Here is a 25,572-nt window from a genome sequence, read left to right on the forward strand (position 1 = left end):
AATATTTTGCAATTGCGGTCTTGCTGGCCCTCTTCCCGCCGTGGGAAGCCCCTGGGAACCCTCTCCCTCTACCGGAGAACGTCTTCTATGTAGGTAAGCTCTTCCGCTGAGAACCAGGTATTACGGAAGCACTGCAGCGAGTCCGTCACCTGCTCGGGCCTGCTCACGCCAATAAGCACCGACGTGATCCGTTTGTCCCGCAGTATCCAGGCCAGCGCCATCTGCGCCAGCGTCTGCTCGCGTCGCGTCGCCAGGTCATTGAGCGACCTGATCTTAGCCAGCTTTTCCTCCGTGACAGCCGATTCCTGCAAAAAACCCGTCGGCTTTGCCGCCCGTGAATCCGATGGAATGCCCTTTAGGTATTTGTTGGTCAAAAGACCCTGCGCAAGTGGACTGAACGGTATACAGCCCACCCCTTCCTTTTCCAACAGGTCGAGCAGCCCGTTCTCCACCCAGCGCTCGAACATCGAATATTTCGGCTGATGGATCAGGCAGGGAGTGCCGAGTTGTTTGAGGATTTTCAACGCTTTAGCGGCTTCATCTGCAGGATAATTCGAGATCCCGACGTACAGCGCCTTGCCCTGGCGGACGATCAGATCAAGCGCCCCCATCGTCTCTTCCAGCGGCGTATTGGGGTCAGGCCGGTGGTGGTAGAAAATATCGACATAGTCCAGCCCCATCCGTCCAAGGCTCTGGTCCAGACTCGACACCAGATATTTTTGGAACCCCACTCCCCGTAGGGCCCGGGCCACATATAATAACCGGCTTTTGTGGAGATGACCAGCTGGTCGCGGTAGCCATGAAAATCCTCTTTCAGGATGCGGCCGAAATTCTCCTCCGCCGAACCAGGCGGCGGCCCGTAGTTGTTGGCCAGGTCGAAATGAGTGATGCCCGAATCGAAAGCCAGCTGCAAGATCTTCCGGCAATTCTCGATGGTATCGACGCCGCCGAAATTGTGCCAGAGTCCCAGCGAGACCGCCGGCAACAACAGACCGCTGCGGCCGCAGCGACGATATTCCATGTTATCATAACGGGTGTGACTAGGCTTGTAGCTCATAACGACAGAATTGTCCTGTAAGATAGATAACTTTGGCTTACGACCGCAAAACATGCACCTGCTACAGCTACTAAAAGATGAGCTTTTCAAGGAACACAAAGACAGGATCGTTGCCTGGATCGGAAAGGACAAAGACCGTTTCGCCGGCTTGATCGATCTGTTCTTCAACGGCGACAACCGCATCGCCCAGCGCGCGGCACTGGCCGCTCAGCTACTGCGTCCGGAACCATCCCCAACTGATCACGCCGTATTACAAACAGATCCTCGACAACCTCGACCGGAAAAATATCCACCCCGCAGTCGTGCGAAATACCATCCGCCTGCTGCAGGACGTGACCATCCCCAAAAAATTCCACGGACGCGTAATGAATAAATGTTTCGACCTCGTCCAGCTGCCCGAGACCCCTATCGCCGTCAAGGCTTTTTCACTGACCGTTCTATCCAATCTCTCGGCGGAATATCCGGAAATTGCAGGTGAGCTAAAATTAATCATCGAAGACCAGTGGGATCGCGCCACGCCGGCATTCCGAAGCCGGGCAAAACAGGCGTTGAAGAAGATGGACCACCACTAAACATATTTTTTACCGTAAACCTCGATCTCCGACCCCTCCGCCAAAAACACCGACTGCGGCTCCCGTCCCTCTAACCCCGCGAACGCCGAACCATACAGCTTTCCAAAATCACAGTCGATACGCGACTCCCGAACGGGATAGACCTCCCAGCGCGGGATGCGCCACCTGATATTCGCCCGTCCTGTCCGCGCCCGCATGCGCATAACCCCAAAAATGCTCGGTGATAAATTCTTCCTGACTACCCGATCGAAGGGCTAAAGACCGGCCAGACGCCACCACCGCCAGATGATTCCAGCGCCCTTTATACTTCCACTCATACCGGGTCCTAAGCGTTTCTCCGTCCAAAACATCCTCATACCGCATCGGCAGCGAAATATAGCGTTCCCGGAATAGCGTATTGGCGACAAGGCTCACGGCCGGCAGCGGGACGATCTCCCGGATAAAAACGACTCCCCGTTTCCATTCAGCACCGTCTTTATACCGGATATAGAACCTCAGATTCACCTCCGGGAAATTGGCGTGGAAAGGGATCTTCATCCCCCGGACCTTTACCTCGCGAAACTGAAAACCGACAAGGCTGACATAGGCGTCCCCTGCCCAGTAGTCGAGCTCAGTCCGCACCGGCAACAAAGGCCGCAGCGCCGACGGGTCCACCGGGTAATTGGCCATGATCAGCTTTCTCCATTCGGCGGTTAGAAAGACGTTGGCCATTTTCGTTGCTTGTTAATACAGTAACCTTGTCTTGATCGTCTGCTTGACCTCTTTGAGCAACTGAAGCGCCTGGTTGGAGAGCTTTTTGTCGATGTCCAGCACCACATACCCTATCTCATCATTGGTCTTGAGGTACTGACCAAGGATATTGATATTGTGTTTAGACAGCGTGCTGTTGATCTCCGACAGAACCCCCGGCACATTCTTGTGAATATGGAGGATCCGGTGCGTCCCCTCCTGATGCGGGAGACTAAGGGAGGGAATGGTATGGCTCCCGATGGTCATCCCCGTCTCGAGGTACTGGAACAGCTTGTTGCTGACGTCTTCGCCGATGTTCTCCTGCGCCTCCTCCGTAGACCCGCCGATATGGGGGGTAAGGATGACGTTCGGGAGTCCCTGCAGGGGGTGATGAAGCGATCGCCGTTCTTCTCCGGCTCCCAGGGGTACACGTCGATGGCCGCGCCCGACAGCTGCCCTTCCTGAAGACATTTCGCAAGCGTTTCCAGTGTCGACGACTTCGCCCCGGGCGTAGTTGAGTAGAATGGAGCCTTTTTTGAACTGTTTGAGGACTGTCTTATTGATGAGGTTCTTGGTCTGAAGCGTATCCGGAACGTGCAGGGTGACGATATCGGCCTGGCTGACCACTTCTTTGATCGTTTTTTTGGCCACCGCATTGCCGAGGGGCAATTTGGTCACGGTATCGTAGAAAATGACCTTCATCCCGAGGGCTTCGGCCAGCACGCTGACCTGGCTTCCGATATTGCCGTATCCTATGATTCCCAGTGTTTTACCTCTCATCTCATAGCTGCCTTTCGCCTCCTTGAGCCAGATGCCGTCGTGGGCGGCCTTGCTCTTGTCCGGGATCCGGCGGATCAGCATGATGGCGAGACCGATGACCAGCTCGGCGACGCTGCGGGTATTGGAATAGGGCGCGTTGAACACCACTACCCCGTGATTGGTGGCGGATTTGAGATCTACTTGATTGACTCCTATGCAGAAACAACCGATTGCCTGCAATTTTTTTGCGGCATCGAGCACTTTCGGCGTGATTTGTGTCTTGGAGCGGATACCCAACAGGTGAACATCCTTGACCTCGTTGACCAGCTGTTCTTCGGACAGGGCGCCGCTCAGCTTGCGAACGGAGGCGTAGCCCGACTCTTTGAAATGCTCGACAGCGGCGTCACTGATATTTTCTAAGAAGAGTATGTTAATCTTTTCTTTAGGGTAGCTTGTAGTTTTCTTATCCACCATAATTTTGCCCTGCTTTTTGCGTTAGTTTTCCAATTCGGAAGTGCAAATTAACACCGGATTATTTTATTTTTGCCGTTTTTTAACCCAAAAAAAATTCTTGCGTTGAAAGGGATTGGTTCTTTAGCGTTGTCAGTAACTCTGTTGGTCGTTTCCTGTGGACAGGCTCAGCCGCCTAAGACCGTGCTCATCGATACAGTGAAAACCGCGCCCGCGGCTCCCCCGCTGACGGGACCCGAGCAGGAACACTATACCAGCATGACCAACCGTTTTTTCGATCCTATGCTCGCCGGGCACTTCAACGGCAGCATTCTGGTCGCTAAGAATGGGGTTGTGCTGTTCGAGCGCTACAAGGGTTTCCGCAATCCTGTACACAAACAGGATTCGATCACCGCGCATACCGCTTTCCACCTGGCGTCCGTCTCCAAGACCTTTACCGCCATGGGCACACTCAAACTATGGCAGGAAGGCAAGCTCGACATCCACGACCCCGTCAGCAAATACCTTCCCTCCTTCCCTTACCCCACAGTCACGATCCAGACGTTGCTCGACCACCGGAGCGGTCTTCATAACTACGTTCATTTCATGTACAAGCCCGGCATCGACAAGCACGTGATGCTGACCAATGCCGACGTCCTCCAGTACATCGCCGACCACCACCAGGACCGCGACGTATTCTCCGGCCAGGCGAACCGCCATTTCGAATATTCCAATACGAACTACGCCTTACTCGCGCTGATCATAGAAAAAGTGTCGGGGCTCCCCTATCCTGACTATCTGTCCCGCACCTTCTTCCAGCCCCTGAACATGGAGGACACCTACGTCTACAATTCCAGCGACTCCGGCAAGTCGATGCCTTCGTTCTACCAGAACGGCCGCCCCTTCCGCATGGAATACCTGGACGGCGTATACGGCGACAAGAACGTCTACAGCACCGTCAGGGATATGTACAAATGGGACCAGGCCCTGCGTTCCGGCCAGCTCTTCTCGAAAGGAGTGCTGGACAGCGCCTATGCCGGTTATAGTTTTGAAAAGCCCGGTCAGCGCAACTACGGCCTGGGCTGGAGGATGCTGATGATCCCCAATGGAAAGAAACTGATCTATCACAATGGTTGGTGGCATGGCAACAGAACAGTCTTTGTGCGGATGCTCGACGAGGACGCCACGATCATAGCCCTCAGCAATAACGACTATCGCAACGTGTATTCGGCCAAACGGCTCTGTGACCTTTTCGGCGACTACCGCCAGGGCAACGAAAGTTTTGACGAAGGCGAGAACGACTCGACGGCCAATGCCGCAGTTGGTTCCGGCGAAGAGCTGCCGGCCGCAAAACCCAGACCCGCAAGAAGAGCCGCGGTACGCCATCGTTCCACCATCCACCACACCGCACATAAGAAGACGGCATCTGCACAAACCGTGGCAAAGAAGAAGACGGCAGTGAAGAAAATGCCTAAATTTCCGTATGGAAATTTTATCAGCCGACCAGATCAGGGCCTGGGACGCTTATACGATGTCGCATGAGCCCATCGATTCCATCGACCTGATGGAGCGGGCAGCGGCCAGCTGTCTCCGTTGGCTCGAAGCTCAGGGTTATTCCGGACGAAATTTCTCCATCTTTTGCGGTAAAGGCAACAATGGCGGCGACGGCCTGGCGCTGGCGCGGATGCTTGCCGGGCTGGACTGCGAAGTTACCGTTCATATCCTCGAATTCGGCCATCTCGGCACCGACGATTTCCAGACTAACCTGGCAAGGCTCCACGCTACACCGGTCGAGGTTGTATATATCCAGGGCCCCGAACACTTCAATACCATCCCTCCGGACAATATTGTGGTCGACGCCCTCTTCGGATCGGGGCTGAACAGGCGGCTGGATGGCGTCTCCGAGCTGCTGGTACGACATATCAACGACTCGGCCTGCGAGATCATCTCCGTCGATATACCCAGCGGACTCTTCGTCAGCGAAACCTCCAAAGGCAACACCGTCATCCGTGCCACGCATACGCTCAGCTTTCAGTGCTACAAGCCGGCCTTTCTGATGCCGGAGAACGCGGCCTTCGTCGGCGACATACATATTCTCGACATCGGGCTGCACCCCGGCTATCTGAATCAGGTGTCCGGCGAGTCCGAACTGTTGGATCCCGCGATCATCGGCGCGATCTTCCGGCCGCGCAGACAGTTCGCCCACAAGGGCAACTTCGGACATGCCTTGCTGGTGGCCGGCAGCTTCGGCAAGATGGGCGCCGCGGTCCTGGCGGCCGGGGCCTGTCTTCGCGCCGGTGCCGGTCTCCTCACCTGTCAGGTGCCGGGCTGCGGCTATTCCATCCTGCAGACGGCCCTTCCTGAGGCGATGCTGCAGGTTGACCCGGACGAACGCCTGAATAGCTCCCTGCCCGGCGAGCTGGACAAATATTCCGTCGTCGGCATCGGCCCGGGCATCGGCACCGACCCGCGGACGGCTTCGCTGGTAAAAGACATACTGTCGCGCTTCCACAAGCCCGTGGTGGCGGACGCCGACGCCCTGAATATCATGGCAACTCACCCCAAGTTACTGGAGGCCCTCCTCCCTACTCTATCATTACCCCCCATCCGAAGGAGTTCGAGCGCCTCTTCGGCCCCTCACCCGACGATTTCGCGCGGCTCGACCGGGCCCGGGAAAAAGCAAAACAACACCGGATCATCATCGTCCTGAAAGGACACCATTCCTTTATCGCCATGCCCGGCGGCAAGGGCTATTTCAACTCCACCGGCAATGCCGGCATGGCCAAAGGCGGCAGCGGCGACACCCTGACCGGCATCCTGACGGCCCTCCTGTCCCAGGGCTATTCCCCGGTGAGGCCGCCCTCCTGGGCGTATACCTCCACGGCCTGGCCGGCGACTGCGCGGCCGAACGCTGGTCGCAGGAGGCCATGCTCCCCTCCGACCTGACCGACAACCTCGGCAACGCCTTCCAAATCATCCAGAAAACGCAATAATCAATTTTGCCAACTTCAACAAACGGCCTATCTTCGCGTCCCGTTTTGACGATTTTTTCGTCATAGCGGCAGATCGGGAAGTAGCGCAGCCCGGTAGCGCACTACGTTCGGGACGTAGGGGTCGCAGGTTCGAATCCTGTCTTCCCGACAATGAGTCTAAAGCTATCTTAAGACGGAAGCCCGTAAAACGCTGATTTTACGGGCTTTTTCTTTTATTCCATGCCATTTTGTGGTGAAAGGTGCCAAGGTGTTTTTGAACAAACAGGTGAACAGCAAGCCGAATGTAGTTTTACGTTCACCTGACCGGCCAAAACCCTTATCCGACGGGCTCCTGACGTCATTTTTTAGGTTTTGCGATCATGCGAAGAGCGATTGATAACGCAAAAAACTAATGGTATGAAAAGTAACAACACCTTCGGTGTTCATTTTGTCCTGCGAACCAGCCGGACCAGCGACGACGACAAATTCCCCGTTTATGCCCGGATCGTTGTAAATGGTACCAGAACCGAGTTTTCCATGAAACACTCCATTTCCAAGGCTGATTGGAATTTTGGCAAAGGACAGGCGAAACCAAAAATCCCGAACTCAGAGCTTTCAACAGTTATTTGCAGGAAATGCAGGGAAAGCTCCACCGCCACTACCGGGACCTACAATTGGAAGACGAGCCCCTGACGGCCGCAGCGGTGAAAGCCGCGTTTCTTGGCATCGAGAGAGAAAAGACCGTTTCTTATTCCTTACTATGGTTGGTCAATCAGCACGGGGTAATGATGAGAAAGGTTTTGAAGCCGGGAACGATGAAAAACTATCACGCAACTGAAAGTTACCTACGGCGATTTTTGGTTACCAGGTACAAAAAAGGAGGATATGCCGCTGAAAGAGTTGAATTATGAATTTATAGCCGGCTTTGAGTTTTTCGTCCGGAACAACTCATTAAAGGAAAATGATCCTTGTACCACCAATGGGACCATGAAGCATTTGGAGCGTTTAAAGAAAATGGTGACTTGGGCGCTAAAGAACGAGTGGATCGATAAAAACCCATTTTCGAACTTTCGATTGAAATTCAAACATACCGAAAGGGAGTTCCTTTCCGATCTGGAACTGGCAACGCTGGAAAACCAGGATTTCGGAAATTTTATGCTGGATCGGGTAAAGGACCTTTTTCTGTTTAGTTGTTATACCGGCCTGTCTTACGTCGATCTTATGGAACTGCGCCCCGAAGAGATTTTGACCGGCATCGACAAAATCAAATGGATCAAGACGACGAGGGCCAAAACCGACACTCCGGTAAATGTCCCACTTCTTAAGCCAGCCCAGCCTCCTGGTGGAAAAATTCTCCGGCGAAGAAGCTGCCGCCAAACGCGACACGATTTTCCCCCGCGTCAGCAATCAGGAGGTAAATCGAAGTTTAAAGATAATCGCCGAAATCTGCGGAATTCAAAAATATCTGACCTTCCACCTTGCCCGGCACACTTTCGCGACCACGGTCACTTTGATGAATGGCGTCCCGATAGAGACAATTAGCAAAATGCTGGGGCACACTAAAATCAGCACGACCATGCAATATGCCAAGGTAACTCAGACCAAAATCGGGATGGATATGAATTTGCTTCAGGACAGATTGGACGGCAACAAAAGCGGCGCTGCACTAAAAGCTGTGAAATAGCTATTAACACCCAAGTTCTTATCTAAGAGGACTTGGGCCTTTCATCGCCTTTTCTTAAATTTGTACAAATAAGAACAGGAGCGCCACCTGCAAAAAAACTGGCTTCAATAATATGGCAAGACCATATCCAAGGTTTATTTATGCGGACCCGCACAACACTAAGTCGGCGGGACCTTTTATCGTCCACACGCTTTTCCCCCAATTGATCGCACGGTTGACCTTCAACCAGGATGGCTTCCACCAGCTTGAACCGTTATCAGTATTTGTCGCTGCCGATGACAGGGAGGTAAATGATGCTATCGGCAGTATGCATAGTTGGTACACCGCGAAAAGAATGGAGGAAGCGAAGTTGAGCCCGGATTATTACATTCGGACATCGGACATAATGCACCAAATCGCTGGCTCCGGGGCTTTCGATACAGTTTCCATCTCGGTAGTGCATAAGCCAGTAATGGGGGCGAAACTGGAGGTCGGAAAAAACGACTGGAAAATCGAAATAGAGTTGTCGAACGAGGACACCTTTCATTCAACAATCAACAAGCTACGCGAGGAATACCAACGTCAGCACGGTCATCGCCCAGATTGGCCGATCCCCGGGCGCTCCTAACGTTTAACCGCAAGCATGGAGCCTCGCCGGGGCTTGCTCGTTATCGGGAGATTCCTCGAATGTCGATTGCACAGGACAAAGTGTTAAGTTTTGCGCTTTGTCCTGTTTCTTATTTCCGATAGTAACCATTATCTAACAGGTTTTGACCTTCGACCTGGCTCGGAACTCTTTTCCCCAGCCGATTTCAGGTATTCGGCAAGAAAGATTTTAGGTAATAGACCCCGCTTCAGGAAATAATTTGTCGAGCAGGATCAATAATAGATAAAATAGTACGCAAGCGATGATCATTGACAGAATTAATAATGGGAAAAACAATAAAGGATCTTTATAATATGGCATATTATTTTTTATGTAATCACGCTTTCCCTGCCTTCTCCATGCGAATCTCATAAGGATTCCTAGAAGTATAGGCGTTGCCACTATTAAAAAAATAGGTAAGGCGATATAAAAAAGAAACATTCCGGCAGCTATCCCGGCTTGTAATAATATCATGTTGATTACTATTATGAACAGCCAAACTTTTTATCCGAAGTTGAGGCATTCCATCTCAGCCAACCCTTTGCGCTGAAAACCCTTTACCTATAATATAAGATTGCCGGAAATTCTAACTATCCGGCCAGTTTTCATGACTAAAGAAAAGAACTTGACAATCCCTTAGAAAATCCTGCTCTTCATCGTCGATGGAGTTCACTTGATATGTCACTCCGTGCCGATCTAGTATGTGAAAGCAGGCGTTTTTCAGATTTACCGGAATCGCAAGCTGATTCTTCCGCAAGGTTTCCAATGTCTCTGCCAGACTGCTATAAAGCCACTGGAAGTCAATCCAATTTCCACAGATCTTGGTATGTTCAATAAAAAGCTCTCCCATTAAGGCCGGTATATTTTCAGGGCTACTGGTGATAGTGAAATACACCTCACGATTCCAAAGAAGCGGATGGTCCTCGTACAATTTCAATTGAGTACAAGAAACAACTGCTAAAGGAATTCCCTGTGTGTCGCGCAGGTCGGCGCAAGTTACTTCCCAAAGCTCGTGAGGGTCGTCTGTTCTGTCGTCGGTCCAGATTTCAAACAGGAATTTGGAATTCGGCGTTTCCCATGGCTTGATCGATATTTCATTTACCCGCATGCCACCGTTCAGCGAATAAGGTTCTTTTGACGTTAGCAGCAATAACTCTTCAAGCATAAAATTGGGTTGTTATATTAACATTGTCGATAAAAGTCGAGTTTTGCAGACGAAACTTGGCGAGTGTTGAAAATACTATTTATATAAGGTTTCAGAGTATTTCTTTAACAATATTTTTAATAAAAATCATATCCGCACCCGTTTCGCACTCTGATGCGTCGGCATTTTGGAACGGTATATTTGAATCAAAAGAGTATGGGAAAGCTTGTATACCTGCCGGGAGATCAAAAACAGCCAATCGGGAATCAGTTGGTGACGCTCGATGACCTTCAAAAATTTAGAATCGATTTGCTCATGGACATCAGAAAGATGCTGGAGGGGCATCTGGCCAAACCTCCCAAGCGCTGGATAAAATCTAGCGAAGTAAAGAAAATGCTCAACATTTCAAACGGCACTTTGCTGTCTCTTCGCAAGACTGGGCAATTGCCTTTTAAGCGTGTGGGTGGCCTCATGTTTTATGACGCGGGCGAAATCGACCTAACCCTAACCTGCCCCAAAAAACTTCTCAGATAGCTATTGGCTAATTTTCTTCGTCGAAGGTTGCCCGGAGGGACGTTTCTCGGTTGGTCTTTAAGCGACTTCCCAACAGGCTTGAACTCTAGGTTTTAATGGCAAGCGGTGTTGTCGTCGAACAAAAAAACCCGACGACAACGCTTGCTTTTGCTCCCGTTGGTCGCAAAAGGAGCCGGCCTTCGGCCGGCAGAAAACATACAAATTAATCATCCTATATGACTACTATAACAGAAAGAAAACGGAAAGCCGGGAGACCAACTAAAGCCGTCAAAAAGAAGTACGGGCTTGCGTAAGATTCACCCGCCCGGAATATTTCATCTTGAAAGAGAAGGCAGCTGAGGCTGGGGTAACACCTTCCTCTTTTCTTCGACAGCTGGCTATCCATGCTCATGTCAAGGCCCGCCTAACGGAAGAACAAAGGCAGTGGGTCCGGAAACTGATCGGAATGGAAAATAACGTGAACCAGATTGCAAAGGTTTGCCACCAGGAAGGCGCAATAAAAGGTATGGTCTATTTTCAAGGTATTAGAAGAGATATAGATTCCATCCTTAAAAAATTCAGGGCATGATCAGCAAAGCGCTAAAAGCCAATTCCTTTTACCATACTTGCCGCTATGTTCTAGAAAAGCCAGGGGCGGAAGTGCTGGTTGTCGAAGGAGTAAGAAGCCATGATTTTAAGCTGATGGCTGTGGATTTTGAGGGCCAACAACAGATGCGTCCCGGAAAAGAACGGGCGGGAGCGCACTTTATTTTGAGTTTCCACCCCGATGAAAGCCCTTTCGGACGAGCTAATGAAAACATTAGCACAGGAGTATTTAACCCGGCTGGGTATCGTCAATACCCAATTTGCCATCGTCAAGCATACCGACCGAGAGCACCTGCATATGCACATTGTTGCCAATATGGTAGACAACGAAGGAAAAGCCATTTCCGATAGTTGGATTGGCCTACGGGGCAAAAAGATTGCGCAACAATTGACCCGGGAGTACAAGCTGATTCCTGCCTTGGAGAAGAATTCGAAACGGGCTCATGTCGAGGCATTGAATGAAGCGGAAGCCGTTAAATATCAGATTTACGAGGCTATTTCCCAAAACCTGCCGCTGTCCAGGTCATTCGAGGAACTCCAAAACCGCCTATTGAAAAGAGGAATTGAGACGCAATACAAATATAAAGGCAAGACGGACGAGATACAAGGGATCAGTTTTAAGAAAGGGAATACTATTTTAAAGGTAGTGAAGTTGACCGTAAATATTCCTATTCGAACCTTCTTAAGACACTGGAGCACGGGCATCGGCAGGCACCGAAAAAGCAAATCCCAATAGCAAAGCGGCGCGAATCCAAGGCGGTATCCCCGTATCAGAAGACCGTACTTCTCCGGTCGGCGGTAGCAACTCAAACGGGTGGTCAGGAGCAATCCACGGGAAATACCCTTGGCAAATTGGTGCACGAGCTGTTAAGGCCGGTAGCTACTGGCGGCGGATCTGCACCACAATTGCCCCAGGAAGAAGAGAAAAGGCGGCGGAAAAAGAAAAAACGCCCATCCTGGTAATTGATCAAGAATTAAAACTTTTACTATGATCGAACAGAACGAGAATACGGAAGACATTCTTATGGACACCGTGCTTGCCAAGTTAAACCAGCAAGATGAAAAAAGCCAAATTCAGGAAAAAGGATGCTGGCTTTAGAAAACAACTTTATCGGAAGCTCGAACCTTAAAACCGACATAATTACAATAAAAGCCGATCTCCGGTCAATTTTGGAAAATGAAAGGCAATTGAAATGGGCCGATGGAAAGATGCAGGAGCTGAATAAACGGCTGGACAACGTCCTCACTGTATTAAGCAAACCGCCACAGTCCGAAGCCCATCACCATCATCATTTCCCGGCTATCCTTTGGGCAACGGCGGGTTTATTTCTTGTCTTGTGCCTGGTTTCTAGCGGTTGGTTAATGACCAGCCAAAGAATGGAGCAGTTTAAAACCAACTGCAGATTCTGAAGTAAAGTGACCCGGTTGTTCTGGATCAAAGTGTCCCACCGGTGGGTGCGTAGATGATAAAGTTAATTCGTTTTGTCTTTTCGTAGTGATTCTCCTTTCAAATCTATTTTATGGACCCTGGCTGACAATCTGTCCATGATAGCGTCGGCCAGGGTAGCGTCATTGAGGTAATCATACCATTTTTTGATCGGCAATTGGGAGGTAATGATCGTCGCTCCTTTACTGTACCGGTCTTCCAATATCTGTAAGAGGGCCAGTTTGGCGGGGTGATCAAGCTCTTGCAGACCAAAGTCGTCGAAGATCAATACCGGCATTCGGGCCAGCAAGTTTAATAGCTTGACGTAGGAGCCTTCCACTCGGGAGGTAGCCAGCGTTTCCAGAAAGCGGCTCATTGAGTAGTAGAGCGTTTTATAGCCCAGGATGCAGGCTTGTCGTCCCAGGGCGCAGGCCAGATAGCTCTTGCCGGAGCCGGTGGCGCCGGTAATCAGGACCGTTTCTCCACTGCGGATAAAAGCACCTTCGCAGAGCAGCAGCAACTGTTCCCTGGTTAGATTACGTCCGACAGAACATTGGATCTGTTCCGGCAAGACGGCGTATCGCAGACGGGCCAGCCGCAGGAACAGCTGGGTCCGGTAATGTAGTTTCGATTGCAGTTCTGCTTCCGTCAGCATGGCCACCATTTCGTGGGCTTCCGGATGCAGGTGAACGGGTTGGCTGGTGATGGCTTCATAAGCCCTGGCCATGCCATGTAGTTTAAGCTCCTGGAGCTGATCTACCGTGTGTTGGGTGTTCATAAAAATTGATTAATTGATAAATAAATAAAGCTTGCTGATCCTGGCTGCATTGTATGTAACGGCTATCCGTAAGCATCACTTCCCCGAACATTTTCATGCTCCGGTATCTGGAAAAGATTGCCTTGAACAGTTGGCAGCTCTTCCTTATCCACGTTGTTATGCAAGATGGTGTGGATGATCCGGTAGGTATACGTACCAAAAGCAATAGCTCTTTCTGCAGGCGGCTTCCAGCCGCTTGGGGCCATAGATCTTAGCCAGGCGCATAACGCCCAGGGAAGCCTGGAAGCATTGTTCGGTAAAGGTGCGTGATTGAAAAAGAGCTTCCAGGAAGGCGTGGGTATCCGGGCCGATGGTGGCTGCTTTTTTCAAAAAATCATCTTTGTTCCAGCCACGCTGCTCGTGTATTTTCTGATGGGCTTCCGGCATATGTTCTTTCAGGGTCGTCCATCCCCGTCGCTTAAAGCTCCTGCGATGTAGTGCCACTCGCTGGTGAAGATGATAAATTTCAACCGTATCGGTGTCGTAGATAACATCCAGCTGCTTGCCGATGTATTGATAGGGAACGCTATAGTGATGCCAGTCTTCTCCCAGAATGACGTGGTAGTCCTGGCATACTTTCGCCTGGACCTTGTGCTTCAACTCTGTACAAGGTGGCAGGAAGTGCGGCCAGCAACGGCTTCTCCTGTGACTCGAACAATTGCCGACGGTTAAAGGTCTCTTGCCGGAAGGGTTCGTTATGATGCTGGTGAAGCTGCCCTTCAATAGCAGCATTGAGTTCAGCCAGGCTAAAGAACACCCTGTCCCGCAGCGGTGCATAGATCCGCTGGTAGACCAGTTTTACCTCATTCTCCACGTGTGGCTTATCTCTGGGCTTGCGAACGCGCGCAGCCAATAGCCCGATCCCATAGTACATGGCCCATTGTTGGATCATCTCGGTAAAAATGGGCTCATACCGGCAACTCCTTTTGACCACCTGCGCCAGGTTATCGAACTTGGCATACCGGGTGACGCCGCCGAACCATGCGACACATTTGTTCAGGCCTTTTGCCAGCTGCGGTAAGGTGGCATCGGCCAACGCCATGGCATAACTATAACCACTCGAATGGCAGCACGCAGATCAATACAGGAACAGCCTTCACTTCCCCGGTTTCCGGGTCCGTATAATGCATTTTGCCACCGGCAAAATCCAGCAGGGTCTTATCTGCCGGCTGGTGCTCAAAATGCATCGTAGCCTGTTTAATCCGCTGATGCTGCGCCAGCAGATGGCAAAACTGAGAATAAGAATAGCCCACGGGATAATCCTGCTGGTATTCCTTCCACAGCAACTGCCGGGTCACTCCCCTTCGCTTCAGCTCTTCGGCATAATACTGCATTCGGGATAGAAAATAGGCACACCGGCTGTTGATGTCCGGCGCTACCGGCGCCGCAGGCGGGTACATGACCGCGCATAAAGACGGATCATCCAATGCCAGTAGCTCATCCAGCGGATAGGAAGAATGCCGGGCGATCTTCGCATATTTTCTCACTGTCCGCCGGGCAAGATGTAATTGCTTGGAAATGTTGTTCAGCGACACCTGCCGGTGCATCAACTGAAGAATGGCGCGTACCGTTTGCATCTCTTTAACTCGATTGGCCATAGCTCTGGATTTAGGTCCCAAAGCTCTGGAAGGTTAAAAATGTACGCACCCGGGTGGGTCACTTTGTGCCGGAATGTCAGCAGGATCGAGGCGCTAAGTTGGGTCACTTTCGATCAGAATTCCAAACTTTTTAGGATCGCAAAGCGGGTCCCAGGCCTCTATCGGGACACTTTGATCCAGAATCACCGGGTCACTTTAGACCAGAATATGCACCAACGACATTAAATATCGGTATTTAAAGGCATTCTTAGATTCTACAGCTACCGACCACCTTTGCTGGCTGGACAGTACTTATGCTGCTGACCCCGATAGTTTTCAAAATGCGGTGGTCAACCGGGAACGGCTAAGAGATCAGCGACTGGAATTGCTGGGTCAGATTCGTTCCGTGGATAGCCAATTCAAAGCAGGACAACGCAGGGCGGATGAAAGGAAAAAGGTTGCACGATAAGGGGCTTAGCGCAGGCTGCCGCAGCCGATGGGCGGGAGAACACGGCCCGGCTGCAAGCCCGGCTTTGGCGCTTCGCGGGCGGAAATTTTGCCCCGGCATTTGCACTCCAACAGACTTCCGGTAGGTATAGATCAACCTCTGAGCTAATTTCGTCTTCGATCCCGCAAAATAACCGCCCGCGAAGTGTTGATTGTTTCTTTCTAATAAGGGGAGATGTAAAGAAATGCGGTCTTTAGGATAGTTAGATTGGTAGCGCCTCGGTTTACGGCTCCGTTTTGAATTTGTTGCGATGTCGAAAAATTGCAGTATTTAGTACATGGCGATGATTCTTCGTTTGTTCTATTATTCTATTCTCCGCCATAATTTTACTTGCGCGGTTTAAGAACGAAAAATAACTTGTTTTGTGTTTTCTACTTTTCTTTCTTGACACAATGACAAAATGGCCATCAGCATGTTTTACGAGTGTTTTACGCTTAGTAAATAACTTCGTTTTACTCAGGTTAACCATGCCGTATTTTCGCCGAACCTGCCCGCGAAAAATTATTGGCGACGAGGAGTGATCGCCTTTTAGCCTACTGGCGCGTCGTATTTTCGCCTTTACAGTACCAATTAATCGGCGGTAAAATTTGGCCAGGTTGGCAGATTTTATTAAAGCCTTATAGCCATAAAATTCGAAGCCCAAATAATTCAAAGGTTTTCCAATTACCGATCGATCATCTGATAATAATATCGAAGTAATCCTTTTTTCGTTGGGCTAATTTGAAAAGGTTTAAATAAATATTTTTCAGTTTTCTCTTTGCTAATTTTTACTTCACTCTTAGTAATGGCTGAATGGATAAAGCTCTCAATATAATCTGCTTGATTTGGACGACATATAACTAGAATATCATCTGAATACCTTCTGTAAAAGCCTCCACTAGCGTTTACAATCTCTTTCAAGATTTCCTTGTCAAATTCAAGTAAATAAAGATTAGCCAAATTTGCACTTATGGGAAGGCCCTGGGGTATTCCGACAGGTTTTCCATTTTTTACGAAGGGATGCTTGTAAACACTAATCTCCTTGTTCTTTAACGCCTTTTTAAATTCCATTATTGACTCAAAAAAAGCTTCAATGCCGTAATATTTTCGGATATGAGCCAACTTTTTCTCGTCGAAGCCGCTTTTTCGACCACTTGTCCGCGTCTTAACCCGAAGGTCATCTAGTAAAATGTACCGGAAATCAGTAGTGGCCTTGTAGACATTGAAGTGCGCGGAGTTAAGGCGATCAACCTGAATTAGCGAACACCAGTCTTTTTTAGCTTTTCGTGGTTTATCTCGCTAAAAAAACTTTTAATGTCAAACATTAACACAACGCAACCTTCAGATGCTCGTCTTTTTATTTCATCGAACGCATCTTTTGCGAAGTGAATTGTGCTTTTCCCAACCGGCTTTTCGCGCCCTGGGATTTCGATTTTAATTTTTCTGTAAGCGGTAATACAGTCACTAAGTCCTGGAAATTTTGATAGCTCCATTTCGTAAAGGTCACTAATTAATTGGGCGTAGTAGCCGAAGATCATAGAATCAATGTGGGTCGCGTAATGCAGAGGTCGGAGCTTCGCAGAACTTTTAATTTTCCCCTCAGAGAAAATTGAATGCGCTCTAGCTTTTGTTTTCCCTGGTAGCTTTTTGTACTTTCTTTCCTTAATTACAGAATGTATAAGAGGGAAAAATGCGTGCTTGGCTACAAAATCTTCGTTTTGCACCTTGCTAATCACCTCGGAAGATCTTGTTCTAAGATCAATTTTAGGGGTTATATGTAGATATCCTCTGCTTTTTAGCCACGAGGGCTTTTGCTCAAGGGGTTTGACATCTAAAAAAAGCCTTGCAACCCGGCGTAGCGGATTTTTCAAAACAGACATACTATAAGGCCAGTACCCAACAAATGAGTCACGCGAATTTTTCCAATGTTGCCTACGGGATAAATAAACTAACAATCACTATGAAGCAGTTGATAATTCACCTATTTATAGGTATCTTAGAGTGCTGTCTGAGCGTTCTGGGGACAGGGCTTAAGCGATCCTTGGACGCTGCTACTGCATGCAGTAGTAGCGCTGCCGAAGGCTCTAACCGAGTATTCAGAGCTCATTCATGACAATCTCCTGCCTGTTATCCTATTGCATATAACAGTAAATCAATCTTTTAGGTTAAAGAACTGACTTTGCGGCCTAACTAAGTGTCTGTAGTCCTCAAGCTGCAAGGCGATTACGAATATACTACAAGTTTTTAATTTTTTCTATCTTGGTGGATGGATTCAAATCTTTTCTCGGTGGGCGATATTGTGGTTCTCAAGTCGCACCCCTATTTCGATCAGTTAACGAATACCCTAATCAGCGGAGATCCAGTTGCTATTTCGCCATTGATGGTAGTAGCAGAATTGTTTGAATCGACTAGTGGTAAGGGTTCTAAAGAATCAGAAATCAAGATTTCGAAGTATAGATGCATTTGGTTTTCCCCGAAAATATATCGGATCGTTGAAGCTGTTCTCCAGGAGGATGATTTGAAATTGGTCAAGAAAAACGATGTCAATATACAAAAGTCCTTTTTACGCCGCGGACAGCTGGTTGTTCTTAGATCGGCATTTCTTGAATTGAAAAAGAAAAAAATTTCTTTTTCAGTGGACGACGGCGCCCAAGCTGCAAGAAATGGAAGCGTTATAAACGCCTTGCTCTCTTTTCTATCGCCAGTAATGCAAGTGTTAAATGTTAAGCCCCACAAAAGCAAACACTCAGTAATAGAAAAAGGAACGGGGAGAGTTATTAGACAGGTTTCCGCTTGGGATGTAAAATGCGCACTGTATAATCCCAATGATGAAAAAATAACGGAGCTTGAAGTTCCTTTAGAGGCTTTGATGATGATGGACGAAGTTGATATTAATTTGATGAAAACGCTGGAGGAGTATGTTGCAAACGGAAGCTATGTTAAAATATTGGGCTCCAATGAAACGACAATTGTAAAACCCAAAAATTTGGTTTTCAAGGAGGGGCATTATTACTTAAGAGCTTACAATTTGTTGTACAATAATATTTCGGAATTTGAAATCTCCAGTATCAACCAATTCACTCATATTGAAAGGCCCTTTAAAACAATGGTGCCTAGTTTCTGACCTAAAGAGCGCACCCGAATCGGCCACATTCGATTATATTAGAAAAGAACTTATAAATGCTATTCACGATGGGATCGCTGCTAAATCTTATTTACTTATTAAGTATAAAAGTAAAAATGATAATATAACCACAAGGACGATCAAAGAATATGCATTAGTTGAAGTATCGGAAGATGAATCGCCTGTTCTATATTTAGTTGGATTTTGCTTGCTTAGGCAAGCAGTTAGAAATTTTCGGCTGGATCGCATACAAAATTTGAAAGAGCTAGAACTTTATTTCGGATAATTCGTAAGATTATTCAAAGAAGAGAAAGCTATGTCAATTAGAGAACTGTGGTTGTATTAAAGTTGTTCATTCAATTAAATTTTAAAATAATCAGATTAGCATAAAAGATTCATCTGGGAGTAAAGGTCATCATTGTCTCGAAAATTGTAGGTAATCAAATGTTCAATGGAGGGGTGATCGTTTCAGTATAAACTCTACACCTTATGCAATCTGTTATGAATGCAACAAAAACTTGTCTTATTTCCAATTTATAACAACTCAAATAGGCGGAATGTAATGGATTTGGAAAGTTTGATTTGTATATTTTATTATATTGGGGCTTAAAAATATCTTATTAAGGCACCCTCTGTTAAATTAATCATCTCCGCGTCTGGTAATTCCGAATTAAGATATCTATGAATATGGGCGTCTTCTTGCTCCGTCGTTGCAAAGGGTTCGCTAAGTCCACCAATGGAATTTATTACATCAATTTTGAAGTGAAACAGTCCGATCCAAATTTCGTCGTTTGGGCAGTTTTTTATGACGTCAGATTATATCTTCTGCAATGTCGCATGATTCTCAATTCTATTGCGTATATTATATAATGGGGAAGCAGTGTCGGAGTGTCCGATGTACAAAATTTCAAGATCCAGAATTTCATTCTGGTAGTCTGCCTGAAAGGCTAAGAGAGTAGCAACGCTTATGCCTTTACCTGTTTGACTACCCTTCTTTATCGCAAAAATATCTGTATTTGGATATTTCGTTTGAACATCGAGATGAGGGTTGTGCCCTAGAGTCGGCGCGGAGAAAGGGAAATGTTTGATGCTATCTTGCTTATGAACAATCGCTATTCCATTAACCTGGCCGTCCTTTGAGAGATACAGCGAATTGGGATCGCAGGAAATACGGGGGCGTTTGCCTATCAAATAGATTTGTGGAAATTTGTCCGGAGGAATAGAAAGGTAATCAAACTCGCCTTGCCGCATTAGTCCGCCCCATGTTACATATGAATTTAAGCCAAACTCGGTATAGTACTTTCTAGGCATACTACAGACAATAATAATAAGGTACTAAGGTAAATTAGTACTGAAAGCTTCCCTTAGTATGTAGCGGTTTTAAACATAGATTCCCATGTATTTTCTTCGTCCTGTTGGAATGTGGGAAATGCGACGTCCGGGTCTTGTGCGTTTGGGCATTTACCATATTTCAACAGGAACCCCCTGGGTGTTTTATATCCGAGAGAGCTATGAGGTCGTTCGTTGTTATATATCCAGATCCAGGCTTGCGTTATTAGTCTTGCCTGGGCCAGAGTATCAAAAGCATAGTTATCAAGTACTTCTTCCCGGTAAGTTCGGTTGAACCTTTCTACGTAGCCATTTTGATGCGGCTTTCCCTTCTGTATAAAGATCAGCCCGATACCGTTGGCATTCGCCCAATCATGTAATGCCTGCGATACATATTCCGGGCCGTTATCACACCTGATCCATTTGGGTTTACCTCTCCATTCGATCACGTTGTCCAGCTCACGGATGATCCGGGGACCCGGCAGACTGGTATCCAGAGTAATGTTCAAGGCCTCCCGGTTAAATTCGTCGATCACGTTGAAGGACCGGAATGGCCTTCCGCCAATCAATCCGTCGTGCATAAAATCCATTGACCAATGGAGGTTAGGCCGGATCGGTTGGGCGAGTGGCTCTAAAATCCTCGCCGGCAGCCGTTTTTTGTGCTTCCGACGCAAGTTCAGCTTCATATCGGTATAGATCCGATAGACACGTTTGTGATTGTCTTTATACTCCAGCAACCGCAGGCGCTCGAACATCATCCAAAAGCCCCAACGGTTGTGCTGGATAGCCATCGTCGACAGCGCTTGCCGGATCGGTTCGTCATCACGGAAATGTGCCTTATAATAATACATTGAACAGTGCGTGCCAAAGAGCTTACAGGCCTGCCGAATGCTGATCTTGTGTTCCTCGTGGACATAAGTGATCAGTTCTCGCTTTTCAGCAGGCCCTAGAGCTTTTTTTCGATCACATCTTTGAGTACCGTAATATGCAATGTCTGCTCGGCAACGATCTTCTTGTATTGAGCCAGTTCGGACTCAAGCTCCTTCATCCGCTTAACCTGGTTGATCTCCAGGCCCGAATACTTGGTCTTCCATCCATAAAAGCTGCCCTGGCTGATCCCATGGCTCCGGCAGATATCAGCCACCGACTTGCCCGATTCTTGTTCCTTTAAAATGCCAATTATCTGGCTCTCCGTAAACTTTGTCTTTTTCATTTTGCTTCCCAATTTTAGCGATTAATTTTCAAATTACATCGCTACAGTTTTGGGGGAAGCCTTCAGTACAGATTGTTTCTCTTTAGTATCTTTAAAGGTAAACTAGCTCTTTCAAAAATTGCGAACTAGGAGGTGAACAATATGAGCCATCAGCCGCAACTTGTTGAAATATAAAAGATTAACGTATTTGACAGCGTCCTGTCTTCCCGACCGATTTTTGAAACCCGCTCTGGTAGCGGGTTTCATTTTTTGCACCAAATCGACTCTCTTTTAATATCTTCATATCCAAAGTCATAGCGGTTCGAATCCTTCGAAGTTTCATCGATAATAGCATCAATCATCAACATTAAAGCTATATGGATAAAAGAGGTTAATGAAGTACAGGTCGTAGATCGAGGGTCTTTTATTCAATTCTTGTCTCTTCTTCATAAGGACTATCTGCAAAACAGCGCCCAATGGGAAAACAGAAATTTGGACTCTTTTTCTCGAAGCAATGGTTCGTTATACAGAGGATATTCAAGAATATTATGACAATACAAACCAGGAAGTTGACGCCGACATTCCTTCATGGAAAGTTTTTGCTGATATTTTCTTGGGTGCTAGGATTTATGAATAGTATGATGTTTATATCGCCAGAATTTCTCCGTATCCAAGGGTTCTTGCTCCTTCATTTATAAAACATTTCTGCCCAACGTTCATGCTACTGGGAAGTTTTCTATCGAATATTACCGAGCCAATCAATTTTTTGTTTCTTAAAGCTATTTATGAAATCAATAGGGGATGAGGATAATAATTTGATCTGGCCTGAATCCTTGTTTAGTACATATACTTTCTTTTTATTGTCGACGACAATACTACTCTTATCGCTTAAACAGATAATGCTGAAATAGTCGACACCGTTTACGTTGAATTTTTCACTTGAAAATTCATTATCTAAAAAATCATCAATGTCTTGAAATTCGTTTAGGAAACCTTCCATGTCCACATCTTCAATATAGAATTTCGAAATTGGAAGACTCTCCAGAATGAAATGGTCAGTATCAATGGTATCAAAGATCAGGTCCTCTAGATTATTCTTTATCTTCAGACCAAAAATACCATGTCGATTTATATAGATCTGTATTTCAGTAGAAGTCCCAAATATTGTTTCAACAAAGATTTTTGCGAAACGCATAGCTTGCCCCAAGTCACGAAAAATCACGGACGAACCTGTAGGTATGGAAATCCATTGACTAATAAGAGATTCCCGGAAATATGATTTGCTGCGTGATTTCAGAAATTCTTTAAGCGCTTTCAAATAAGCATCAGGCAATTTCTCAAATGTAATTCGAAGAAGTTGTGAAAGCAGTTCTGCATCTATTTTTATTGTCAATTGATCCATATTAATTTTAAATGTACAACTACCAGTGTGCAGCCAAAGTGCGCAGATTGAAAATTTAATAAGTCTTTTAACCCTTTTTCGGCCTCGTCGGAATTTCTAACTCTTAAGATATTAAAAAATTGTTCAAAGTGGGTAGTCGGTTTGTGAGTGAAATAAAATGCGACCCAAAACATTCGTTTTCAGACCGCTAGATTGGCTAAACGCCTCAAATCGGGGATGAATTGGTTCGAAAATCGTACAGCCAGGGCGACAATGAGTCTAAAGCTATCTTAAGACGGAAGCCCGTAACACTCTGATGTTACGGGCTTTTTCTTTCAATTCCATATCATTTTGCAACGAAAGGTATCAACGCTGTGTACAACATGCACTGCCTGCCTGTCTTTACTTGTAATAGTCACTATTTGATCTGACAACGAGGGATTTTTAGTTTTATAGGGTCAGGATATATTTAAGCTGCTGGGGGAGATGATCCAGCATCTTCTGTCTCGCTAAGGTAACAGATTCGTCAAAAGTTTCCATGGGCGTTTTGCCGAAACAATACTTTCCGCTGTGCGGGCGCTGATTGTTGTAGAAATCCATCCATTGGTCAAGATCGTCTTGCAAGGCCGCCAGGCTGTTGTATAACTTCTTTCGGAAAGCTATTGCATAAAACTCTTCCTGCATGGTCCGGTGCAGTCGCTCACAAATACCGTTGGTTTGTGGATGGCGGACCTGGGTTTTGCTATGCTCAATCCCTTCAATCGCCAGATACAGCTCGTATTCGTGATGCTCAGGCTTACCCTTGTACTCGGTACCCCGATCGGTCAGGATCCGGAGCAAGGGTATTTGATGCTCCTCAAAGAACGGCAGGACCCGGTCATTCAGAATATCTGCCGAAGTAATGGCATGCTTGGTCTCATAGAGCTTGGCGAAGGCCACCCGGCTGTAAGTGTCGATAAAGGTCTGCTGGTAAATACGGCCGACGCCCTTGATATTGCCGACATAGTAGGTATCCTGGGAACCGAGATATCCGGGATGTTCTGTCTCTATCTCGCCAAACGATTCCCGGCGCTCCTTTTTCCGCTCCAGGGCCATCATCTGGGCTTCGGTGAGGATAAGCCCTTCCTCCGCTACGCGAGCCTCTAAACGCTTTAGCCGCTTGTCGAAGATCTCCAGGTCGTGCCGCTGCCAAACGCTGCGGACACCGCCAGCGGAGATAAAGATTCCCTGCTTACGGAGCTCGTTGCAGGCCCGGGATTGGCCGTAGGCGGGATAGTCAAGAGCCATTTTCACAACAGCCTCTTCGACTGTCGGTTCGACTCTATTCTTCAGCAATGGCTTTCTCCTGCTGACTTCCTGGAGAGCAGCCTCTCCACCCGTTTCGTACAATTCTTTGATCCTGTAAAAGCTATCTCGGCTGTAGCCGATCACTCTGCATGCCTGGGAGACATTGCCTAAATGCTCTGCCAAATTGAGCAGTCCTAACTTGGATTTGATTAACTTAGATTCTTGATTCATGATCTGACATTTTTGGGGGTTGACTGATAGTGTGGTAACTTAAAGTTAACCCCTATTGTCAGATCAAATCTTAACTTCTACACTTTACTCCTTTGTTCGTGTCACCCTTCGCTTCTTAAACTCTTTGCCGGCGCTGCAGAAGCCGCCCGAAAGGTATGATAACTCACCGTGAGGAATGCAATTACAAGTGTGCCCAGGCTGGCGCCGATGAAAAGAAGCCAAGAGATCTTCGTGCGGAAAACAAATTGGCTTAACCATTTATCAAGAAAATACCAGGCTATCGGGGTGGCGATAACACATGATAAAATAACCAGCAATAAAAAATCCTTTGTCAGGTGCGCCCATAGATTGATGGTAGAAGCTCCCAACACTTTCCGCACCCCGATCTCCTTTGTACGTTGCTGTGCAACATATGAAGCCAATCCAAACAATCCTATACAGGAAATAAAAATGGCAAAGACCGTAAAAAAAACGCAAGACGGCCAATGCGTTCCTCATCCGGGAATTTCTTTCCAAATTCCTGATCCACAAAGGCAAAGTCGAATGGACTGCCGGGATCATAGGTCTTAAAGACCTCCCTGATCCTGGCTATCGATTGGCTCACCGGGAAATTCCGGCTTATTCTTATTGTTATATATTTCAGCTCCCCGGAATCTAAAATGAACAAGGTAGGCGATGGTTTCTGGTAGGGAGATTCCATTACCATGTCTTTGATCACTCCAATTATCGTTTTGTTCATTCCGCTCATCTCGATCCGGTCACCAATTGGGCTTTTCAATCCAGTTAGCGCAACTGCGGATTCGTTTAAAATTATCGCATCCGAATTAGACGGGAAATCCCGGGAAAAATCCCTGCCATTTTTTAATTCCCATTTCATCGTCTTTCCAAACTCAGGTGTCACAAAAATCACCCCCAATACCGGTACCTCATTCGGATCCTTACCCCGCCAATTAAACCTTATATAATGGTTCCGCACGTCAGTGGATGGACTGGACGACTCTGCCAACTCCTCAACCATTCCGGTTCCTATAAGATCCTTCCTCAAGGCATCAAAATGCGTGACCAGCGATTCCGAATGTATATTCAGGGTAATTAGTCCGTTAAAATCATAGCCGGCCGGCCTGTTTTTGGTAAACCGCACCTGGCGGAAAACGATGATTGTTCCGATTATAAGCCCAACCGACACCGCAAACTGGAAAACGACCAGAATTTTTCTTGGTGCAGAAGAAGAATTGCCACTACTGGAAATCCCTTTCAGAACTTTTATCGGCTTAAACCCTGACAAATAAAAGGCCGGATAAGTGCCCGCAATTATGCCGGTCAAAAAGATAAAGACCAATCCCAACAGCCAGAAGACTACATTGCCCCAGGGAAATTCTATCGATTTATTTGCCAATGTATTAAAATAAGGCAATAAGACCAGGTCGATCAAAATTGCAAAAAGGAAAGCAAAAAATGCAGTGGCGACCGACTCGCCGAGCATCTGGAACGTTATCTGGCTTCGGGAAGATCCGATCGCCTTCCTTATACCAACTTCCTTTGCCCGCCTTTCACTTCGCGCCGTACTTAAGTTCATAAAATTGATACAAGCCAGAACGAGAACAAAAATG

The 25,572-nt window shown here is 47.4% G+C and carries 31 protein-coding genes, 1 tRNA gene and 4 pseudogenes; 20 read left to right on the forward strand and 16 right to left on the reverse strand.

Features of this window, described 5'->3' with window-relative positions:
- Window positions 1-68 precede the first annotated feature (68 nt).
- Window positions 69-1,111, reverse strand: a pseudogene (gene mgrA, locus ACQ86N_RS17540) (L-glyceraldehyde 3-phosphate reductase).
- On the opposite strand from mgrA, the gene ACQ86N_RS17545 reads away from it, so the two are divergent.
- Window positions 1,110-1,430, forward strand: a complete 321-nt coding sequence (locus tag ACQ86N_RS17545) for a hypothetical protein (protein ID WP_431216274.1) — start codon at window positions 1,110-1,112, stop codon at window positions 1,428-1,430. The pseudogene mgrA and the gene ACQ86N_RS17545 sit on opposite strands and share 2 nt — an antisense overlap.
- Window positions 1,423-1,629, forward strand: coding sequence for a hypothetical protein (locus ACQ86N_RS17550; RefSeq protein WP_431216275.1), 207 nt, complete (start codon window positions 1,423-1,425; stop codon window positions 1,627-1,629). Before ACQ86N_RS17545 ends, ACQ86N_RS17550 begins: the two co-directional genes overlap by 8 nt.
- Before the next feature lie 108 nt (window positions 1,630-1,737).
- Here ACQ86N_RS17550 and ACQ86N_RS17555 read toward each other — a convergent pair whose 3' ends face one another.
- Window positions 1,738-2,340, reverse strand: coding sequence for a DUF2071 domain-containing protein (locus ACQ86N_RS17555; RefSeq protein WP_431216276.1), 603 nt, complete (start codon window positions 2,338-2,340; stop codon window positions 1,738-1,740).
- 12 nt (window positions 2,341-2,352) lie between these two features.
- Window positions 2,353-3,591, reverse strand: coding sequence for a phosphoglycerate dehydrogenase (serA, locus tag ACQ86N_RS17560; protein WP_431216277.1), 1,239 nt, complete (start codon window positions 3,589-3,591; stop codon window positions 2,353-2,355).
- Window positions 3,592-3,786: 195 nt separating this feature from the next.
- Between serA and ACQ86N_RS17565 the strand changes: the two genes are divergently transcribed.
- From ACQ86N_RS17565 to ACQ86N_RS17605, 9 genes and pseudogenes are all read left to right on the forward strand, one after another.
- The gene (locus ACQ86N_RS17565; protein ID WP_431216278.1) at window positions 3,787-5,109 is read left to right on the forward strand and encodes a serine hydrolase domain-containing protein; all 1,323 of its coding nucleotides are present in this window, start codon (window positions 3,787-3,789) and stop codon (window positions 5,107-5,109) included.
- The gene (locus ACQ86N_RS17570) at window positions 5,051-6,277 is read left to right on the forward strand and encodes an NAD(P)H-hydrate epimerase (protein ID WP_431216279.1); all 1,227 of its coding nucleotides are present in this window, start codon (window positions 5,051-5,053) and stop codon (window positions 6,275-6,277) included. Before ACQ86N_RS17565 ends, ACQ86N_RS17570 begins: the two co-directional genes overlap by 59 nt.
- Window positions 6,163-6,513 (forward strand): ADP-dependent NAD(P)H-hydrate dehydratase, encoded by a 351-nt coding sequence (locus ACQ86N_RS17575; RefSeq protein WP_431217457.1) that lies wholly within the window; start codon window positions 6,163-6,165, stop codon window positions 6,511-6,513. Before ACQ86N_RS17570 ends, ACQ86N_RS17575 begins: the two co-directional genes overlap by 115 nt.
- Window positions 6,514-6,634: 121 nt before the next feature.
- Window positions 6,635-6,708 (forward strand) — tRNA-Pro (locus ACQ86N_RS17580).
- 248 nt (window positions 6,709-6,956) lie between these two features.
- Window positions 6,957-7,232, forward strand: coding sequence for an Arm DNA-binding domain-containing protein (locus ACQ86N_RS17585; RefSeq protein WP_431216280.1), 276 nt, complete (start codon window positions 6,957-6,959; stop codon window positions 7,230-7,232).
- Window positions 7,175-7,450 (forward strand): hypothetical protein, encoded by a 276-nt coding sequence (locus tag ACQ86N_RS17590; protein ID WP_431218078.1) that lies wholly within the window; start codon window positions 7,175-7,177, stop codon window positions 7,448-7,450. Before ACQ86N_RS17585 ends, ACQ86N_RS17590 begins: the two co-directional genes overlap by 58 nt.
- Window positions 7,425-7,553: pseudogene (locus ACQ86N_RS17595) on the forward strand (phage integrase SAM-like domain-containing protein); the annotation flags it as partial. The gene ACQ86N_RS17590 and the pseudogene ACQ86N_RS17595, both read left to right, overlap by 26 nt.
- Window positions 7,554-7,848: 295 nt before the next feature.
- Window positions 7,849-8,223 (forward strand): site-specific integrase, encoded by a 375-nt coding sequence (locus tag ACQ86N_RS17600; protein WP_431216281.1) that lies wholly within the window; start codon window positions 7,849-7,851, stop codon window positions 8,221-8,223.
- 112 nt (window positions 8,224-8,335) lie between these two features.
- Window positions 8,336-8,830 carry a hypothetical protein gene (locus tag ACQ86N_RS17605; RefSeq protein ID WP_431216282.1) on the forward strand — a complete coding sequence of 165 codons (495 nt, stop codon included), beginning with the start codon at window positions 8,336-8,338 and terminating at the stop codon, window positions 8,828-8,830.
- A gap of 604 nt (window positions 8,831-9,434) precedes the next feature.
- Here the strand turns inward: ACQ86N_RS17605 and ACQ86N_RS17610 are convergent.
- Window positions 9,435-10,013, reverse strand: coding sequence for a hypothetical protein (locus ACQ86N_RS17610; RefSeq protein ID WP_431216283.1), 579 nt, complete (start codon window positions 10,011-10,013; stop codon window positions 9,435-9,437).
- 195 nt (window positions 10,014-10,208) lie between these two features.
- On the opposite strand from ACQ86N_RS17610, the gene ACQ86N_RS17615 reads away from it, so the two are divergent.
- The 5 genes and pseudogenes from ACQ86N_RS17615 to ACQ86N_RS17635 all read left to right on the forward strand — a co-directional run bounded on the left by ACQ86N_RS17615 (window position 10,209) and on the right by ACQ86N_RS17635 (window position 12,521).
- A complete protein-coding gene (locus tag ACQ86N_RS17615) occupies window positions 10,209-10,526 on the forward strand; it encodes a helix-turn-helix domain-containing protein (protein ID WP_431216284.1) in 318 nt (105 codons plus the stop codon).
- A 319-nt stretch (window positions 10,527-10,845) separates the two neighbouring features.
- Complete coding sequence (locus tag ACQ86N_RS17620; protein ID WP_431216285.1) at window positions 10,846-11,094, forward strand: plasmid mobilization protein; 249 nt, start codon at window positions 10,846-10,848, stop codon at window positions 11,092-11,094.
- Window positions 11,091-11,276: pseudogene (locus tag ACQ86N_RS17625) on the forward strand (hypothetical protein); the annotation flags it as partial. The gene ACQ86N_RS17620 and the pseudogene ACQ86N_RS17625, both read left to right, overlap by 4 nt.
- Window positions 11,277-11,292: 16 nt before the next feature.
- Entirely contained in the window at window positions 11,293-11,847 is a 555-nt protein-coding gene (locus tag ACQ86N_RS17630) for a relaxase/mobilization nuclease domain-containing protein (RefSeq protein ID WP_431216286.1), read from the forward strand.
- Between the two features lie 350 nt (window positions 11,848-12,197).
- On the forward strand, window positions 12,198-12,521 hold the full coding sequence (locus ACQ86N_RS17635; RefSeq protein WP_431216287.1) for a hypothetical protein: 324 nt from the start codon (window positions 12,198-12,200) through the stop codon (window positions 12,519-12,521).
- 62 nt (window positions 12,522-12,583) lie between these two features.
- Here ACQ86N_RS17635 and istB read toward each other — a convergent pair whose 3' ends face one another.
- From istB to ACQ86N_RS17665, 6 genes are all read right to left on the reverse strand, one after another.
- The gene (gene istB, locus ACQ86N_RS17640) at window positions 12,584-13,315 is read right to left on the reverse strand and encodes an IS21-like element helper ATPase IstB (protein WP_431216288.1); all 732 of its coding nucleotides are present in this window, start codon (window positions 13,313-13,315) and stop codon (window positions 12,584-12,586) included.
- A 156-nt stretch (window positions 13,316-13,471) separates the two neighbouring features.
- Window positions 13,472-13,954 (reverse strand): Mu transposase domain-containing protein, encoded by a 483-nt coding sequence (locus tag ACQ86N_RS17645; RefSeq protein ID WP_431216289.1) that lies wholly within the window; start codon window positions 13,952-13,954, stop codon window positions 13,472-13,474.
- Entirely contained in the window at window positions 13,881-14,396 is a 516-nt protein-coding gene (locus ACQ86N_RS17650) for a hypothetical protein (RefSeq protein WP_431216290.1), read from the reverse strand. Before ACQ86N_RS17650 ends, ACQ86N_RS17645 begins: the two co-directional genes overlap by 74 nt.
- A 7-nt stretch (window positions 14,397-14,403) precedes the next feature.
- Window positions 14,404-14,952: a hypothetical protein gene (locus tag ACQ86N_RS17655; protein ID WP_431216291.1), complete on the reverse strand. Its 549-nt coding sequence runs from the start codon at window positions 14,950-14,952 to the stop codon at window positions 14,404-14,406.
- Between the two features lie 1,150 nt (window positions 14,953-16,102).
- Window positions 16,103-16,540, reverse strand: a complete 438-nt coding sequence (locus ACQ86N_RS17660) for a reverse transcriptase domain-containing protein (RefSeq protein ID WP_431216292.1) — start codon at window positions 16,538-16,540, stop codon at window positions 16,103-16,105.
- Between the two features lie 134 nt (window positions 16,541-16,674).
- Window positions 16,675-17,289: a hypothetical protein gene (locus ACQ86N_RS17665; protein WP_431216293.1), complete on the reverse strand. Its 615-nt coding sequence runs from the start codon at window positions 17,287-17,289 to the stop codon at window positions 16,675-16,677.
- A 416-nt stretch (window positions 17,290-17,705) separates the two neighbouring features.
- On the opposite strand from ACQ86N_RS17665, the gene ACQ86N_RS17670 reads away from it, so the two are divergent.
- Entirely contained in the window at window positions 17,706-18,542 is an 837-nt protein-coding gene (locus ACQ86N_RS17670; protein WP_431216294.1) for a WYL domain-containing protein, read from the forward strand.
- On the forward strand, window positions 18,505-18,828 hold the full coding sequence (locus ACQ86N_RS17675) for a helix-turn-helix transcriptional regulator (RefSeq protein ID WP_431216295.1): 324 nt from the start codon (window positions 18,505-18,507) through the stop codon (window positions 18,826-18,828). Before ACQ86N_RS17670 ends, ACQ86N_RS17675 begins: the two co-directional genes overlap by 38 nt.
- Window positions 18,829-19,358: 530 nt before the next feature.
- Here the strand turns inward: ACQ86N_RS17675 and ACQ86N_RS17680 are convergent.
- Both ACQ86N_RS17680 and ACQ86N_RS17685 read right to left on the reverse strand, forming a co-directional pair.
- Entirely contained in the window at window positions 19,359-19,853 is a 495-nt protein-coding gene (locus ACQ86N_RS17680; protein ID WP_431216296.1) for a hypothetical protein, read from the reverse strand.
- 158 nt (window positions 19,854-20,011) lie between these two features.
- Window positions 20,012-21,084, reverse strand: a pseudogene (locus ACQ86N_RS17685) (IS3 family transposase); the annotation flags it as partial.
- A gap of 360 nt (window positions 21,085-21,444) precedes the next feature.
- On the opposite strand from ACQ86N_RS17685, the gene ACQ86N_RS17690 reads away from it, so the two are divergent.
- On the forward strand, window positions 21,445-21,615 hold the full coding sequence (locus ACQ86N_RS17690) for a DUF7660 family protein (protein WP_431217458.1): 171 nt from the start codon (window positions 21,445-21,447) through the stop codon (window positions 21,613-21,615).
- Entirely contained in the window at window positions 21,554-21,700 is a 147-nt protein-coding gene (locus ACQ86N_RS17695; protein ID WP_431217459.1) for a DUF7660 family protein, read from the forward strand. The genes ACQ86N_RS17690 and ACQ86N_RS17695 overlap by 62 nt, the downstream gene beginning before the upstream one ends.
- Before the next feature lie 99 nt (window positions 21,701-21,799).
- On the opposite strand, the gene ACQ86N_RS17700 is transcribed toward ACQ86N_RS17695, so the two are convergent.
- From ACQ86N_RS17700 to ACQ86N_RS17715, 4 genes are all read right to left on the reverse strand, one after another.
- On the reverse strand, window positions 21,800-22,465 hold the full coding sequence (locus ACQ86N_RS17700) for a hypothetical protein (RefSeq protein WP_431216297.1): 666 nt from the start codon (window positions 22,463-22,465) through the stop codon (window positions 21,800-21,802).
- A 429-nt stretch (window positions 22,466-22,894) separates the two neighbouring features.
- The gene (locus ACQ86N_RS17705) at window positions 22,895-23,962 is read right to left on the reverse strand and encodes an IS481 family transposase (protein WP_431216298.1); all 1,068 of its coding nucleotides are present in this window, start codon (window positions 23,960-23,962) and stop codon (window positions 22,895-22,897) included.
- Between the two features lie 101 nt (window positions 23,963-24,063).
- The gene (locus tag ACQ86N_RS17710; RefSeq protein WP_431216299.1) at window positions 24,064-24,384 is read right to left on the reverse strand and encodes an ABC transporter permease; all 321 of its coding nucleotides are present in this window, start codon (window positions 24,382-24,384) and stop codon (window positions 24,064-24,066) included.
- 11 nt (window positions 24,385-24,395) lie between these two features.
- Window positions 24,396-25,538, reverse strand: coding sequence for an FtsX-like permease family protein (locus ACQ86N_RS17715; RefSeq protein WP_431216300.1), 1,143 nt, complete (start codon window positions 25,536-25,538; stop codon window positions 24,396-24,398).
- Between the last annotated feature and the right edge of the window lie 34 nt (window positions 25,539-25,572).

The organism is Puia sp. P3, from assembly GCF_050632245.1.
Taxonomy (GTDB): Bacteria; Bacteroidota; Bacteroidia; order Chitinophagales; family Chitinophagaceae; genus Puia.